23 protein-coding genes are annotated in these 13,288 nt (G+C 58.1%); all 23 read right to left on the reverse strand.

Annotated features, from left to right (window positions below; genetic code table 11):
* Nucleotides 1-19: 19 nt before the first annotated feature.
* Nucleotides 20-721, reverse strand: coding sequence for a response regulator transcription factor (locus MTP38_RS11675; protein WP_227621508.1), 702 nt, complete (start codon nucleotides 719-721; stop codon nucleotides 20-22).
* Between the two features lie 105 nt (nucleotides 722-826).
* Nucleotides 827-2,140: a hypothetical protein gene (locus MTP38_RS11680; protein ID WP_249233660.1), complete on the reverse strand. Its 1,314-nt coding sequence runs from the start codon at nucleotides 2,138-2,140 to the stop codon at nucleotides 827-829.
* Between the two features lie 147 nt (nucleotides 2,141-2,287).
* Nucleotides 2,288-2,629: a 50S ribosomal protein L17 gene (gene rplQ, locus MTP38_RS11685; protein ID WP_005934891.1), complete on the reverse strand. Its 342-nt coding sequence runs from the start codon at nucleotides 2,627-2,629 to the stop codon at nucleotides 2,288-2,290.
* 26 nt (nucleotides 2,630-2,655) lie between these two features.
* On the reverse strand, nucleotides 2,656-3,612 hold the full coding sequence (locus tag MTP38_RS11690; RefSeq protein WP_015564649.1) for a DNA-directed RNA polymerase subunit alpha: 957 nt from the start codon (nucleotides 3,610-3,612) through the stop codon (nucleotides 2,656-2,658).
* A gap of 113 nt (nucleotides 3,613-3,725) precedes the next feature.
* A complete protein-coding gene (gene rpsD, locus MTP38_RS11695; protein ID WP_015564648.1) occupies nucleotides 3,726-4,328 on the reverse strand; it encodes a 30S ribosomal protein S4 in 603 nt (200 codons plus the stop codon).
* A 20-nt stretch (nucleotides 4,329-4,348) separates the two neighbouring features.
* Nucleotides 4,349-4,759, reverse strand: coding sequence for a 30S ribosomal protein S11 (gene rpsK / locus MTP38_RS11700; protein WP_005934894.1), 411 nt, complete (start codon nucleotides 4,757-4,759; stop codon nucleotides 4,349-4,351).
* Nucleotides 4,760-4,773: 14 nt separating this feature from the next.
* Nucleotides 4,774-5,145 (reverse strand): 30S ribosomal protein S13, encoded by a 372-nt coding sequence (rpsM, locus tag MTP38_RS11705; RefSeq protein ID WP_015564647.1) that lies wholly within the window; start codon nucleotides 5,143-5,145, stop codon nucleotides 4,774-4,776.
* Nucleotides 5,146-5,227: 82 nt separating this feature from the next.
* Nucleotides 5,228-5,341, reverse strand: coding sequence for a 50S ribosomal protein L36 (gene rpmJ, locus MTP38_RS11710; protein ID WP_005921832.1), 114 nt, complete (start codon nucleotides 5,339-5,341; stop codon nucleotides 5,228-5,230).
* Between the two features lie 35 nt (nucleotides 5,342-5,376).
* Nucleotides 5,377-5,628, reverse strand: coding sequence for a translation initiation factor IF-1 (gene infA, locus MTP38_RS11715; RefSeq protein WP_227621510.1), 252 nt, complete (start codon nucleotides 5,626-5,628; stop codon nucleotides 5,377-5,379).
* A 374-nt stretch (nucleotides 5,629-6,002) separates the two neighbouring features.
* Complete coding sequence (map, locus tag MTP38_RS11720) at nucleotides 6,003-6,794, reverse strand: type I methionyl aminopeptidase (RefSeq protein WP_249233661.1); 792 nt, start codon at nucleotides 6,792-6,794, stop codon at nucleotides 6,003-6,005.
* Nucleotides 6,795-6,797: 3 nt separating this feature from the next.
* Complete coding sequence (locus tag MTP38_RS11725) at nucleotides 6,798-7,430, reverse strand: adenylate kinase (protein WP_227621513.1); 633 nt, start codon at nucleotides 7,428-7,430, stop codon at nucleotides 6,798-6,800.
* Between the two features lie 156 nt (nucleotides 7,431-7,586).
* Entirely contained in the window at nucleotides 7,587-8,882 is a 1,296-nt protein-coding gene (gene secY / locus MTP38_RS11730) for a preprotein translocase subunit SecY (protein ID WP_227621514.1), read from the reverse strand.
* Nucleotide 8,883: 1 nt separating this feature from the next.
* Entirely contained in the window at nucleotides 8,884-9,324 is a 441-nt protein-coding gene (rplO, locus tag MTP38_RS11735) for a 50S ribosomal protein L15 (RefSeq protein WP_015564645.1), read from the reverse strand.
* An 18-nt stretch (nucleotides 9,325-9,342) separates the two neighbouring features.
* On the reverse strand, nucleotides 9,343-9,528 hold the full coding sequence (rpmD, locus tag MTP38_RS11740; protein WP_005921851.1) for a 50S ribosomal protein L30: 186 nt from the start codon (nucleotides 9,526-9,528) through the stop codon (nucleotides 9,343-9,345).
* 14 nt (nucleotides 9,529-9,542) lie between these two features.
* Nucleotides 9,543-10,043 (reverse strand): 30S ribosomal protein S5, encoded by a 501-nt coding sequence (rpsE, locus tag MTP38_RS11745; RefSeq protein ID WP_227621515.1) that lies wholly within the window; start codon nucleotides 10,041-10,043, stop codon nucleotides 9,543-9,545.
* A gap of 19 nt (nucleotides 10,044-10,062) precedes the next feature.
* A complete protein-coding gene (gene rplR, locus MTP38_RS11750) occupies nucleotides 10,063-10,422 on the reverse strand; it encodes a 50S ribosomal protein L18 (RefSeq protein WP_005934906.1) in 360 nt (119 codons plus the stop codon).
* 18 nt (nucleotides 10,423-10,440) lie between these two features.
* Nucleotides 10,441-10,992 (reverse strand): 50S ribosomal protein L6, encoded by a 552-nt coding sequence (gene rplF, locus MTP38_RS11755; RefSeq protein ID WP_227621516.1) that lies wholly within the window; start codon nucleotides 10,990-10,992, stop codon nucleotides 10,441-10,443.
* A gap of 17 nt (nucleotides 10,993-11,009) precedes the next feature.
* Complete coding sequence (gene rpsH / locus MTP38_RS11760; protein WP_005934908.1) at nucleotides 11,010-11,408, reverse strand: 30S ribosomal protein S8; 399 nt, start codon at nucleotides 11,406-11,408, stop codon at nucleotides 11,010-11,012.
* A 108-nt stretch (nucleotides 11,409-11,516) separates the two neighbouring features.
* Nucleotides 11,517-11,702: a type Z 30S ribosomal protein S14 gene (locus MTP38_RS11765; protein ID WP_005921866.1), complete on the reverse strand. Its 186-nt coding sequence runs from the start codon at nucleotides 11,700-11,702 to the stop codon at nucleotides 11,517-11,519.
* A gap of 13 nt (nucleotides 11,703-11,715) precedes the next feature.
* Nucleotides 11,716-12,261: a 50S ribosomal protein L5 gene (gene rplE / locus MTP38_RS11770; RefSeq protein ID WP_015564641.1), complete on the reverse strand. Its 546-nt coding sequence runs from the start codon at nucleotides 12,259-12,261 to the stop codon at nucleotides 11,716-11,718.
* Between the two features lie 17 nt (nucleotides 12,262-12,278).
* Nucleotides 12,279-12,593 carry a 50S ribosomal protein L24 gene (gene rplX, locus MTP38_RS11775; protein WP_005934911.1) on the reverse strand — a complete coding sequence of 105 codons (315 nt, stop codon included), beginning with the start codon at nucleotides 12,591-12,593 and terminating at the stop codon, nucleotides 12,279-12,281.
* Between the two features lie 13 nt (nucleotides 12,594-12,606).
* Complete coding sequence (gene rplN, locus MTP38_RS11780; protein WP_005938014.1) at nucleotides 12,607-12,975, reverse strand: 50S ribosomal protein L14; 369 nt, start codon at nucleotides 12,973-12,975, stop codon at nucleotides 12,607-12,609.
* Between the two features lie 46 nt (nucleotides 12,976-13,021).
* Nucleotides 13,022-13,279, reverse strand: coding sequence for a 30S ribosomal protein S17 (rpsQ, locus tag MTP38_RS11785; protein WP_005938017.1), 258 nt, complete (start codon nucleotides 13,277-13,279; stop codon nucleotides 13,022-13,024).
* Nucleotides 13,280-13,288: the final 9 nt, after the last annotated feature.

Genomic DNA, 13,288 nt, shown 5'->3' on the forward strand with positions numbered 1-13,288 from the left:
CTTTTCTCCCTTTCCGTCCTTACTCCTCCCACCGATACCCATATCCCCACACCGTGAGGATATGGGCCGGGTGGCTGGGTTCATCCTCCACCTTCATCCGCAGGCGGCGGATGTTCACGTCCACGATCTTGACATCACCGAAGTAGTTCTCGCCCCAGACCCCTTTCAGGATGCGCTCCCGCACCAGCGCAACGCCGGGGTTGCGGAAGAACAGCTCCATGATCTGGAACTCCACCTGCGTCAGCTCGATGGGCTTGCCCGCCTTGAGCAGGACGCGGCGGTTCTCGTCCAGCACAAAGCTGCCGCTTACCAGCGAGACCGGAGCCTGCTCCCCCGCCGCCGTGCTGGCCGAACGGCCTACGCGGCGGCAGAGGGCCTCCACCCGGGCCAGCAGCTCGCTGACGCTGAAGGGCTTGGTCATATAGTCGTCGGCGCCGATGGACAGGCCGCGGATCTTGTCCTGCTCCTGCCCCTTGGCGCTCAGGATGATGATGCCGATCTTCTGGTCGGTGCGGCGGATGGTCTCGCAGAGCGAGAAGCCGTTCATGCCCGGCAGCATCACGTCCAGAATGGCCGCATCGCAGCCCGGGCGCTGCTCCAACAGCGGCAGAGCCGCTTCGGCGCTGTCCGCCTCCACAGCCTCCATCCCGGCCAGACGCAGGTTCAGCGCGATCATCTCCCGGATGCTGGCTTCATCCTCTACTACCAGAACCTTGACCATTTATCGTTCCTCCGTTTCTCGCCTGCTTGCCCTGTGCGCAAGGCCCGGCATTTTACGAAAAATCATTTTTACTCCGTCAGCTTAGAACTGCCCGGCCTGAGAGGGCTAATTCAGCCGATACAGCGACCGGGAGAGCCGGTAATCCGGGTCCTCGATGGTCACATCCGGGCCGAGCTTTGCCTGCATCTGGCGGGACGCCACCACGCCGAGGCGGACCCAGCCCACCGCGCTCTCGCTGGAAGAGGCCATCCGGATGGTCAGCACCAGCTTATTCTCGTCCACTGTCCGCAGCTCCACGGCACCTTCCACCTCCGCGCTGTCGGTCAGCATCAGGTTGCCCTCCCACTCGATGGGCAGGGCGATATAACAGCCCGTCTCCTCGTCCAGAAGGCCGAAGCTCTTCTCCGGCGCGGCGGCAGTGTAATCCATCCAGACGATGAAGTCCATCCGTCGGCTCTGGCTCATGTTCAGCAGGCCTGCCTCGTCGGGCTGGGTGGGGATCTCCACCGTGCCGTCGCCGTCCAGATCCCGGCTCACGAGGTTGGGTACGTTGCGCAGGGAGGCGTTGTACAGCTCCTCGCTGCTGATCTGAGATGCAGGCACCATCTGCTGGCTCTCCTCATCGAACCGCAGCAGCACCGAGGCCAGATTGTTGCCCGAGATGCCCGTCCAGCCGTCCAGCACCAGATAGTGCCTGCCGTCCGCACCGAGTCCTGCCGCCACCGAGGCGCAGCCCGAGAATTTATCCCCCGACAGCGCCATCACGGCCACCTGCTGGAAACGTCCGTCCTTGTCCACGGTCAGCAGCTCGATCTGGACGCCGCTGCCCTCCTGCGTGGACATCAGGATCAGGTCTTCGTTGCCGCCGCCGGTGATGTCCTCCACAAGGTACTGCTCATAGGCCTGCTCGAGGATGGCCGACACCTCGCCGTTCTCATAGGAATAGACCGCCAGATAACGATCCTCCTGCGAAGCCGTATAACCCACCACCAGCTGGGCCGTGCCGCCCGCCTGAAGCTGCGCCAGCCGGACATTGTCCACCGTGTCGGCGAGGCCCTCTACCGTCTGGCTCACCTGCCAGCTGCCCTCGCTGTTCTTGCGCAGAAAGGCGACGCATACATTGGAGGTAAGGGCCGTGGTATAGAACACCGCCGCATCCTGCTGGCCGTCACCGTCAAAATCCTGTAGGACGAAGGGGGAAAGCAGGTCGCCCTGCATCGGGTATTTCAGCTGGGCGCTCTCCCCCAGCCAGTCGTTCAGGGCCGCTTGCAGCGCACCGTAATCGCCCGCAAGGCGGGGCGCGCGCAGCAGCTCCTCCACCTGTATCGTCTCCTGCATGGGGAAGCTGCACCCGGTCAGCAGCAGGCAGAGCGCCAGCGTCAGCGCCGCAGCCCGCAGCCATCCTCTGATTTTCAACATATCCCCTCCTGCCTGTGGAAATCTGCATACCATAACAGTATCAGTATATCACGCAAGGGGGACGATGCCAAGCGGCGAAAACAGAAAAAAGCCCTCTCCCGGACGGGAAAGGGCTTTTTGATACTGATCCTATTCAGTCAGAGAAGCTTAGACAAGCTCCAGAACTGCCATCTCAGCAGCGTCGCCGCGGCGAGCGCCGATCTTGATGATGCGGGTGTAGCCGCCGTTGCGGTCAGCGTACTTGGGGCTGATCTCGTCAAACAGCTTCTTTGCAACATCTTCCTTGGTGATGTAGGCGTAGACCTGACGCTTGGTGTGCAGGTCGCTGGCCTTACCCAGGGTGATCATCTTCTCGGCCATGGAACGAACGTCCTTAGCGCGAGTGACAGTGGTCTCAATCTTGCCATTCTCTAACAGGTAGGTAACCATAGCGCGCATCATAGCGTTGCGGCTGTCGCTGGTTCTACCGAGCTTTCTGGTACCGGGCATCCCGTTTCACTCCTTAACTTAATTATTTACTCATCGTCTGTGTTCAGCTTGAAGCCGAGGGAGTCCAGCTTTGCCATGACTTCCTCGAGGCTCTTGCGGCCGAGGTTGCGAACCTTCATCATTTCGTCCTCGCTCTTGCTGACCAGATCCTCCACCGTGTTGATACCGGCGCGCTTGAGGCAGTTGAAGGAACGGACGCTCAGATCCAGCTCTTCGATGGTCATCTCCAGAGCCTTCTCCTTGTCGTCGTTGGTCTTCTCCACCATGATCTCAGCGCCAGCGGCCTCGTCGGACAGGTTGACGAACAGGTTCAGGTGCTCGGTCAGCACGCGGGCTGCCAGAGAAACGGCCTCCTGCGCATTGATCGTGCCATCGGTCCAAACCTCGATGGTCAGCTTGTCATAATCGATCGCCTGGCCCACACGGGTGCTCTCGACATTATAATTCACCTTGAGCACGGGGGTGTAAATGCTATCAACGGGAAGAGTGTTGATGTCATTCTTCTCGATGATGGCCTGTTTGTTGCGCTCAGCGGGCACATAGCCGCGACCCTTATCGAAGGTCAGCTCCATGACGAGCTTGCCGCCCTCGCCGAGGGTTGCAATGTGCCACTCAGGGTTCAGGATCTCAATATCATCGCCCTGTTTGATGTTGTCTGCAGTGACCTCACAGGGGCCGACCGCTTCAACACGCACTGTCTTCGGACCATCGGTGTACAGCTTTGCAGCGATACCCTTCAGGTTCAGGACAATCTCGGTAACGTCTTCCTTGACGCCCTCAATGGTGGAGAACTCGTGAACCACGCCGTCGATCTTGACGCTGGTCACGGCGACACCGGGCAGAGAGGAAAGAAGCACACGACGCAGGCTGTTGCCCAGTGTGATGCCAAAACCACGCTCCAGCGGCTCTGCCACGAACTTGCCGTAGCGGCCGTCGGGAGACAGGCTTGCCGTTTCGATTTTGGGACGTTCAATCTCCATCATATCTATGCCCTCCTTGTCAAACCGATGTTGCCATCGGCCCATTATTAAATTCTTTCAAAGAAAAGAATGCGAAAACCGGCCATCCACATGAAAGGCCAGGCCTTCTTAATGGATTACTTGGAGTACAGCTCGACGATGAGGTGCTCTGCAACTTCGTAGTCGATGTCGCTGCGCTCGGGGAGCTTGTTGACGACGCCCTTCAGGGTGCCGGCCTCACGGTCCAGCCAAGAGGGCAGAGCCACGACGGGAGCCTCAGGGCCAGTCAGCTTAGCGAACTTAGCAGAGCTGCGGCTGGACTCACGGACCTCGATGACATCACCGGCCTTGATCAGGTAAGAGGGGATGTTGACCTTCTTGCCGTTGACGGTGAAGTGAGCGTGAGAGACCAGCTGACGAGCGTCGCGGCGGGTCTGAGCAAAGCCCAGACGGAACACGACGTTGTCCAGACGGCGCTCCATGAGCTGGAGCAGGTTCTCGCCGGTCTTGCCGGGCATAGCCTCAGCCTTCAGGTAGGCGTTGTGGAACTGCTTCTCCAGCACGCCGTAGATGAACTTGACCTTCTGCTTCTCCTTCAGCTGAGTAGCGTACTCAGACTGCTTCTTGCGCATATTGCCATTGGAGTTGCGGGTAGTATTCTTCTTTGCATAGCCCATGACCGCAGGAGAAATGCCCAGGGCCTTGCAACGCTTTGCGATAGGCTGCGTATTCTTTGCCATAATTCAGTTTCCTCCTTCGATCAGACACGACGGCGCTTCGGGGGACGGCAGCCGTTGTGGGGGATGGGAGTCACGTCCTTGATGAGGGTGACTTCCAGACCGGTGGCCTGAAGCGCACGGATAGCGGACTCACGGCCAGCGCCGGGGCCCTTGACGTAGACCTCAACGGTCTTCATGCCATGCTCGATAGCGACCTTGGCAGCAGTCTCGGCTGCAGACTGAGCTGCAAACGGAGTGCTCTTGCGGCTGCCGCGGAAGTTCAGGGAGCCAGAGGAGCACCAAGACACTGCATTGCCCTGCAGGTCGGTGATGGTGACGACAGTATTGTTGAACGTAGACTGGATATGAGCCTGACCGGCTGCAATGTTCTTACGCTCTTTCCGCTTCATGCGGACGTTTGCGCCCTTCTTGGCGTTATTTGCACTTGCCATTTCTCAGAACCTCCTTACTTCTTCTTGTTAGCGACCGTGCGCTTCGGGCCCTTGCAGGTACGTGCATTGGTCTTGGTACGCTGGCCACGGCAGGGCAGATTCTTACGATGGCGGGTGCCACGGAAGGACTGGATCTCAACCAGGCGCTTGATGTCCAGAGCGACGTTACGACGCAGGTCGCCCTCGACGATGATGTTAGCCTGATCGATGTAGTCACGGATCTTGGCCTCTTCTTCCAGAGTCAGGTCCTTGACGCGGGTATCGGGGTTGATACCAGTAGCTGCCAGGATCTTGTTGGCAGTGGTCTGACCGATACCGTAAACGTAGGTGAGACCCACCTGAACGCGCTTCTCGCGGGGCAGGTCAACGCCGGCAATACGTGCCATAGTAGTTTTCCTCCAAAATCATCCCATGTCGGTGTCGGGGTCTGCGCCGGGACTCTACGCACTTGACCCCCAGGCGCCCGAATTAGCCCTGGCGCTGCTTATGCTTGGGGTTCTGGCAGATGACCATCACGCGGCCTTTGCGGCGGATGACCTTGCACTTTTCGCAGATGGGTTTCACGGAAGGCTTGACCTTCATGATGTTGAACCTCCTTTTGGTTGATACCCTGACGCTTATTTGGAGCGCCAGGTGATGCGGCCCTTCGACAGGTCGTAGGGCGACATTTCCACGGTTACCTTGTCCCCGGGCAGGATACGGATGAAATTGGTCCGCAGCTTGCCGGAGATGTGCGCTAAGAGGATGTGACCACTGGGAGCAAGCTTCCCGGTGTTCTTGTCCTCGCTCAACATTTCCACCTTGAAGATGGCGTTGGGCATGGCTTCACGCACGATGCCTTCGATCTCGATGACGTCTTCTTTAGACAAGCTAATTGCCTCCTCATTTGGATCTGCTCAGTTTGTCGTGTTGGGACGGACAGGCGGCGATGAAAGCCACATACTTCTTCTCCTGCGGCACAAAATCCGCAAAGTGGGCAGAAAATCCCTGTCCACCGAGAAAGCATCTGGCTGCCACGGCCATTTATAGATTATACACCTTTTGCATCCATTTTGCAAGTGGTTTTTTCCGTATTTCCGATAAAAATTTCTTGCTTTTTCAAAACAGTCTTTTTCCGCCCCCTGCATTGCCATTTCCACCGTGAAGATGAATCTTTTTCACCAAAAGTTGTCAGAATTGCATAAATGACGTCCTGCAAAACCAAAAAAGACCTCCCCTTTCAGGGAGGTCTCGGCCTCAGTGCTTACTTGAAGCTGAAGGTGCTCGGGTCAAAATCGGGATCATCCCAGCTCTTGGTCATGATCTCGGTGTGGTCCTTCAGGATGGCAATGGAATGCTCGAAGTGAGCCGCCAGACCGCCGTCCTTGGTCTTGACCGTCCAGCCGTCGCTCAGCTGCTTGATCTTGTAGTCGTACTGGCAGATCATCGGCTCGATGGCGATGGTCATGCCGGGCACGAGGCGGGGGCCGCGGCCCTGATGGCCGTAGTTCGGCACCTCGGGGTCCTCGTGCAGCTCCCGGCCGGTGCCGTGGCCCACGAACTCGCGGACCACGGAGAAGCCTGCGTCCTCGCAGTAGCTCTGGACGGCATAGCCGATGTCACCGATGCGGTTGCCGGCCACGGCCTGTTCGATGCCCTTGTACAGAGCAGCCTTGGTGACGTCCAGCAGGCGCTGGGCCTCGAGGTCGATCTTGCCCACCCCATAGGTGCAGGCGTTATCGCCGTTGAAGCCGTCCACCTTTGCGCCGGTGTCGATGCTCACGATGTCACCCGGACGGATGACGATGTCATGCGAAGGGATACCATGGATGATGGTATCGTTCAAACTGATGCAGGCCGTTCCGGGGAAGCCGTACAGACCCTTGAAGTTGGGGATGCCGCCATGCTTCACGATGAAGTCATAGATCAGCTTATCCAGCTCCCAAGTGGTCATGCCTGCCTCGATATGCTCACCACCGTATTTCAGGGCAGCTGCGCTCAGAGCATTTGCCCTGCGCATACCGTCCAGCTCTTTCGCATTCTTGATCTGAATCACTTTTTATGCCTCCAAAGCCTTCATGATCTCTGCCGTGGTCGCCTCGATGGAGTCACTGAAGGGGATGACAGCCAGCTTGCCGCGCTGACGGTAGAAGTCCACCAGCGGCTCGGTCTGCTCGTGGTATGCCTTCAGTCGATCCAGCACGGTGGCGGGCTGATCGTCCTTGCGGATGACGAGCTTGCCGCCGCAGCAATCGCACACGCCCTCGACCTTGCTCTTCTTGTTGACGATGTGGTAGCTTGCGCCGCACTTCTCGCAGACGCGGCGGCCGCCCATCCGCTCAACGATGACATTGTCGGCAACGGACAGCTCCAGCACCTTGTCGATGCGGATGCCCATCTTCTCGATGGCCTCTGCCTGCGCGATGGTGCGGGGCACACCGTCCAGAATGAAGCCGTTGGCGCAGTCAGCCTCGGACAGGCGCTCCTTCAGGATGCCGATGATGACCTCATCGGGGACCAGTGCGCCGGCATCCATAAAGCTCTTGGCCTTCAGGCCCATCTCAGTGCCGTCCTTGACGGCGGCGCGGAGGATGTTGCCCGTGCTGATGGCGGGGATGTTCAGTTTTGCGCAGATAATCTCAGCCTGCGTACCTTTGCCTGCGCCGGGAGCGCCCAACAGAATCAGATTCATAGAAATTTCTCCTCTCCTTATTTAAAGGATGGTTTTTTCTTCGAGTCCGCCGCGGTTTGGAGCCGCTAACGGCTCACCAAAGCAAAAAAGCACTGAAAAGTCCGAGCATGCTCTCCTTTCCAGTGCTTTCTTACATCAGTGCTTATTCTTTACAGATCAGCCGAGGAAGCCCTTGTGGCTGCGCATCGTCATGAAGCTGTCGAGGCTGCGGGTGGTATCGAGTGCCACACCGACCACGATCAGCAGGCTGGTACCGCCCAGCTGGATGCTCATACCGGTCAGGTTGCCCAGAACGATCGGCAGTACAGCCACCACAGCGAGGAAGATCGCGCCGATGAGGGTGATCTTGTTCAGCGTGCGGGTGATGAAATCGCTGGTCGGCTTGCCGGGACGGAAGCCGGGGATCGAGCCGTTGTTGCGGCGCAGATTGTTGGCGATCTCAACGGGGTTGTACTGGATGGCCACATAGAAGTAGTTGAAGGCCAGGATCAGCAGCAGGTAGATGACGACGTAAAGCGGCGACGTATAGTTGAAGGTACGGAAGAATGCGTACCAGAACGGATGCGCAGCCTGGTCGACCTGCAGGAAGCTGCCGATCGTGCCCGGGATCGAGACCAGAGCGGAAGCGAAGATGATGGGCATGACGCCGCTCATGTTCAGCTTCAGCGGCAGGTAGCTGTTCTGCCCGCCCATCTGCTTGCGGCCCACCACGCGCTTGGCGTACTGGATGGTGATGCGGCGCTCAGCGTTCGTCATAATGACGATGAACACGATCACGACCAGTGCCAGAACGAGCAGCAGGGGCAGGAAGATGTAGAACTGGCTCTCGCCTGCGGCAGCACGGGTCAGGAGACCCGCCACCGTGGTGTAGAGAGAGGACCAGTTGGAAACGATCGAAGAGAAGATCAGAAGGGACAGGCCGTTGCCGATGCCCTTGTCATCGATCTGCTCGCCGCACCAGGTGATCAGCTGAGCACCTGCGGTGAAGGTGGCGATGATGACCACGGCGGTAAAGATACCAGCCGCGCCGGAAGTGTACTTCAGTGCGCCCATGTTACGGACCACAAAGTAGTAGCCGAGGCTCATGATCAGAGCGATGATGCCGCCGGCGTACCGGGTGATCTGCTGCAGCTTCTGCTGGCCGTCCGGTTCCTTCGCAATGTTTTCCAGCGAGGGGATGGCCACCGTGAGCAGCTGCACGATGATGGATGCGTTGATATAGGGTGTCACACCTAACGCGAAGAGCGTGCACCGGGACAGTGCGCCGCCGCTCATCATATCAAGATATGCGAGCATATTGCCGTTCGAGAACATCTGCGTCAGCGCAGAGCCGGTCACGAAGGGCACCGGGATAGCACAGCCCAAACGATACACCACGAGGATCGCCAGCGTGAACAGGAGACGATTTTTAAGCTCGGGGATCTTCCATGCGTTACGGAATGTCTGGAACACCTTACATCACCTCAGCCTTTCCGCCTGCCTTCTCGATTTTCTCTTTGGCAGAAGCGGAATAGGCTGCGGCCTTGACGGTCAGAGCCTTGGTCAGCTCGCCGTTGCCCAGGACCTTAACGCCGTCCAGGGTCTTCTTGACCAGACCCTTTGCCTTCAGAGCCTCGGTGTCGACGACTTCGCCGGCCTCGAAAGCTGCCTCCAGATCGGCCACGTTGACGATGGCGTACTGGGTGGCAAAGATGTTGTTAAAGCCGACCTTCGGCAGACGGCGTGCCAGAGGCATCTGGCCGCCCTCGAAACCAGCGTGCTTCACGCCGGAACGGGCCTTCTGGCCCTTGCTGCCAAAACCGGCAGTCTTGCCATTGCCGGAGCCAATGCCGCGGCCCTTGCGGGTCACAGCCTTGTTTGCGCCGGGAATCGCGTGCAGTTCATGAAGTTTCATTATGCGTATCCCCCCTGATTAGGCTTCGGTGACGCTGAGCAGGAAGCCGATCTTAGCGATCTTGCCCTGCGTAGCGGCATTGTCAGGCTGAACGGTAACGTCGCCCGGCTTCTTCAGGCCCAGAGCCTCAGCGGTAGCGATCTGCTTCGCGCCGCGGCCGATCAGGCTCTTCTTCAGCTCGATCTTGAGCATCTTATCTGCCATGGTTTGTTACCTCCTTAACCCAGAATTTCTTTCACGGTCTTGCCGCGCTTCTCAGCAACAGACTCTGCGCTGACCAGGCCGCACAGACCTGCGAAGGTAGCAGACACAACATTGATGGGGTTGTTGGAACGCATAGACTTCGCACGAATGTCCTTGATGCCGGCAGCCTCGATGACGGCACGCACGGGGCCGCCAGCGATCATGCCGGTACCAGCGGCAGCCGGCTTCAGCAGGACTGCACCTGCGCCGTACTTACCGACGATCTCATGGGGGATGGTGGTGCCCTTCAGGGCAACCTTGCGCATGTTCTTCTTGGCAGCAGCCTCGCCCTTGCGGATTGCCTCAGGCACTTCGCCGGACTTGCCGATGCCGTAACCGATGGTGCCCTTGCCGTCGCCCACAACGACCAGAGCGGCAAACTTCATGATGCGGCCGCCCTTGACAGTCTTGGAAACGCGGTTGATGGAGACAACCTTGGTGATCATGCCGTCGTCTTCACGGTTTCTCATAGCCATAATGTGTTTCCTCCTCTCATTACAGCTTCAGGCCGCCCTCACGGGCGCCATCAGCCAGGGCCTTAACACGGCCATGATAAACGTAACCGCCACGGTCGAAAACGACCTCGGTGATGCCCTTTTCCAGAGCCTTTGCTGCGACCTTCTTGCCGATCTCAGCAGCGGCCTCGACGTTGCCGCCGAAACCGTTGAAGTCCTTGTCCATAGTGGACGCCGACACCAGAGTAACGCCCTGCTCATCGTCGATGATCTGAGCGTAGATGTGCTTGGCGGAGCGGAAAACATCCAGGCGAGGACGTGCTGCGGTGCCGCTGATCTTGTTACGAACGCGGCGATGACGACGAAGACGAGCTTCGTTCTTGTCGATCTGCTTAACCATTGTCTTTCACTCCTTACCTTATTTCTTGCCCTTGCCGGCCTTGCCTTCTTTGTGCTTGACAACCTCGCCCTCGTAGCGGATGCCCTTGCCCTTGTAAGGCTCGGGCGGCTTCTTGGCGCGGATCTCGGCAGCATACTGGCCGACCTTCTGCTTATCGATACCGGTAACAGTGAAGTGGTTGGGGTCCTGCCACACGATGGTGCAATCCTCAGTATCGGGGATGTTCACCTGATGAGAGAAGCCCAGGTTCATCACAAGGTTGGAGCCCTGCTTCTGGCAGCGCAGGCCGACGCCCACGATCTCCAGCTTCTTCTCGTAGCCGTGGACAACACCGTTCACCATGTTGGCGATGTTGCTGCGGGTCAGGCCGTGCAGGCTGCGGGCCTCGGGTTCGTCATTGGGGCGGGTAACCAAAACCTCATTGCCCTCGACCTTGACGGTCATGAGGGGATGATAGTTGGAATTCAGGCTGCCCTTGGGGCCCTTGACGGCGACGGTGTGTGCTGCCTCATCGACAGTGACCGTAACGCCGGCAGGAATGACGATGGGTTTTCTTCCAATTCTCGACATTGTCTTTTACCCCTTTCTTACCACACAAAGGCCAGGACCTCGCCGCCAACGTGCGCAGCACGAGCAGCCTTATCGGTCATGATGCCCTTAGAGGTGGAAATGATTGCGGTGCCCAGGCCCTTCATGACCTTCGGCATATCCTCGCAGTTGGTGTAGATGCGCAGGCCGGGCTTGGACACACGGCGCAGGCCGGCGATAACAGGCTCGCCGTTTGCCTGATACTTCAGGGTGACAACGATGGTGCCCTGAACAGTGTCGTTCTTCACCTGCATGCCCTTGATGTAGCCCTCGTCAACCAGAATCTGGCAGATAGCCTTCTTCATGTTGGAAGCGGGGATCTCCACAGAAGGGTGTTTGGCAGTGCTAGCGTTGCGGATGCGAGTCAGCAGGTCCGCGATAGGATCAGTAATCTGCATTTGCCACTAACCTCCTTAGATTAGCTCTCATTTGTTTTATAATGATACCGCCCCGAAACATCGTTGCCCCGGGGCGGAATCCGACTTGTTATCCAGCCCTTGGATGAATTACCAAGAAGCCTTCTTCACGCCCGGGATCTCGCCCTTGTAGGCCAGCTCACGGAAGCACACACGGCACACGCCGTACTTGCGCAGCACGGAGTGGGGGCGGCCGCAGATGCGGCAGCGGGTGTATGCACGGGTAGAGAACTTAGCAGGACGAGACTGCTTGAGCTTCATAGACAGTTTAGCCATTGTAATCTCCTCCTTAGTTATTCTCAGCGAACGGAGCGCCCAGAGCCTTCAGCAGCTCCTTGCCCTCTTCGTCGGTCTTAGCGGTGGTAACGAAGCAGACATCCATGCCGCGGACTGCATCGACCTTCTCGAAGTCGATCTCGGGGAAGATGATCTGCTCCTTGATGCCGCATGCAAAGTTGCCGCGACCGTCAAAACCGTTGCCGTTGATGCCGCGGAAGTCGCGGACACGGGGCAGTGCGATGTTGAAGAAACGATCGACGAACTCGTACATACGCTCACCACGCAGGGTGACCTTGCAGCCGATGGGGGTGCCCTGACGCAGCTTGAAGTTAGCGACGCTCTTCTTGGCACGGCAGACGACTGCCTTCTGGCCAGTGATCTGGCCCAGATCCTTCATGACAGCCTCAAGGATCTTCTCGTTGTCCTTAGCTTCGCCGCAGGCAACATTGATGACGACCTTGTCCAGCTTGGGGATCTGCATAACGCTCTTGTAACCGAACTTCTTGTTCAGAGCAGGAGCAATTTCATTGACATACTGTTCTTTCAAACGAGCCATTGTTCCTTACTCCTTTCTTACAGCTCAGCGCCGCACTTCTTGCAGACGCGGACCATCTTACCGTCCTTCTCGACGTGGCCCACGCGCACAGCCTTGCCGCACTTGGGGCAGATGGGCATGACCTTGGATGCGTACATTGCACCCTCAGCCTTGACGATGCCGCCCTGCTCGCCCTGACGACGGGGCTTGACGTGCTTGGTAACCATGTTCTGGCCCTCAACGATGACCTTGTTCTCAGAGGGGCTGACCTGCAGGACCTTACCAGTGTGGCCCTTGTCCTTGCCGCTGATGATCATTACGTTGTCGCCGGTTTTAACATGAAGATTATTCATTTTTAAAACCTCCTTACAGCGATTCCGGAGCCAGGCTCAGGATCTTGGTGTAGCCGGCATCGCGCAGCTCGCGAGCGACGGGTCCAAAGATACGAGTACCCTTGGGGCTCTTGTCGGCCATGACGATAACGGCGGCGTTCTCATCGAAACGGATGTAGGAGCCGTCGTCGCGGCGGACGCCATGCTTGCTGCGCACGATGACAGCCTTGACGACGTCGCCCTTCTTAACGGAGCCGCCGGGGGCTGCCTTCTTGACAGAGCAGACCACGACGTCACCAATGTTTGCGTATCTCTTGCGGGTGCCGCCCAGCACGCGGAAGCACATCAGCTCCTTGGCACCGGTGTTGTCGGCAACTTTGAGATAAGTTTGCATCTGAACCATTTCAGATATCTCCTTTCAAACTGTTCAAAGCAGCGGGCAAAGATGATTACTTTGCCTTCTCAACGATACGGACCAGGCGCCAGCGCACATCCTTGGACAGGGGGCGGCACTCCATGATCTCAACACGGTCACCGATGCCGCACTCGTTCTGCTCGTCACGAGCCTTGAACTTGGCGGTACGCTTCAGGATCTTCTTGTACAGGGGGTGCTGCACGCTATCCTTAACGGCAACCACGATGGTCTTATCCATCTTGTCGGACACGACGACGCCGACGCGGGTCTTTCTCAGATTACGTTCTTCCATCGTTTAACC

The organism is Faecalibacterium sp. I3-3-89 (genome assembly GCF_023347275.1).
Taxonomy (GTDB): Bacteria; Bacillota; Clostridia; order Oscillospirales; family Ruminococcaceae; genus Faecalibacterium; species Faecalibacterium butyricigenerans.

Coding starts and splice junctions, on each gene's coding strand:
- rplO (WP_015564645.1), bottom strand. CDS start 9,324: ATGAAACTTCATGAACTGCACGCGATTCCCGGCGCAAACAAGGCTGTG.
- rpsK (WP_005934894.1), bottom strand. CDS start 4,759: ATGGCAAGTGCAAATAACGCCAAGAAGGGCGCAAACGTCCGCATGAAG.
- rpsQ (WP_005938017.1), bottom strand. CDS start 13,279: ATGGAAGAACGTAATCTGAGAAAGACCCGCGTCGGCGTCGTCGTGTCC.
- MTP38_RS11680 (WP_249233660.1), bottom strand. CDS start 2,140: ATGTTGAAAATCAGAGGATGGCTGCGGGCTGCGGCGCTGACGCTGGCG.
- rplR (WP_005934906.1), bottom strand. CDS start 10,422: ATGGTTAAGCAGATCGACAAGAACGAAGCTCGTCTTCGTCGTCATCGC.
- rpsH (WP_005934908.1), bottom strand. CDS start 11,408: ATGCAGATTACTGATCCTATCGCGGACCTGCTGACTCGCATCCGCAAC.
- MTP38_RS11725 (WP_227621513.1), bottom strand. CDS start 7,430: ATGAATCTGATTCTGTTGGGCGCTCCCGGCGCAGGCAAAGGTACGCAG.
- MTP38_RS11675 (WP_227621508.1), bottom strand. CDS start 721: ATGGTCAAGGTTCTGGTAGTAGAGGATGAAGCCAGCATCCGGGAGATG.
- MTP38_RS11765 (WP_005921866.1), bottom strand. CDS start 11,702: ATGGCTAAACTGTCTATGAAGCTCAAGCAGTCTCGTCCTGCTAAGTTC.
- rplE (WP_015564641.1), bottom strand. CDS start 12,261: ATGGCTCGTTTGAAAGAACAGTATGTCAATGAAATTGCTCCTGCTCTG.
- rplN (WP_005938014.1), bottom strand. CDS start 12,975: ATGGTTCAGATGCAAACTTATCTCAAAGTTGCCGACAACACCGGTGCC.
- rpmJ (WP_005921832.1), bottom strand. CDS start 5,341: ATGAAGGTCAAGCCTTCCGTGAAACCCATCTGCGAAAAGTGCAAGGTC.
- rplX (WP_005934911.1), bottom strand. CDS start 12,593: ATGAATAATCTTCATGTTAAAACCGGCGACAACGTAATGATCATCAGC.
- rplQ (WP_005934891.1), bottom strand. CDS start 2,629: ATGCCCGGTACCAGAAAGCTCGGTAGAACCAGCGACAGCCGCAACGCT.
- rpsM (WP_015564647.1), bottom strand. CDS start 5,145: ATGGCACGTATTGCCGGCGTTGACCTGCCCCGCGAGAAGCGCGTTCAG.
- rpsD (WP_015564648.1), bottom strand. CDS start 4,328: ATGGCAAAGAATACGCAGCCTATCGCAAAGCGTTGCAAGGCCCTGGGC.
- MTP38_RS11690 (WP_015564649.1), bottom strand. CDS start 3,612: ATGATGGAGATTGAACGTCCCAAAATCGAAACGGCAAGCCTGTCTCCC.
- rpmD (WP_005921851.1), bottom strand. CDS start 9,528: ATGGCAGATAAGATGCTCAAGATCGAGCTGAAGAAGAGCCTGATCGGC.
- rpsE (WP_227621515.1), bottom strand. CDS start 10,043: ATGGCTATGAGAAACCGTGAAGACGACGGCATGATCACCAAGGTTGTC.
- rplF (WP_227621516.1), bottom strand. CDS start 10,992: ATGTCGAGAATTGGAAGAAAACCCATCGTCATTCCTGCCGGCGTTACG.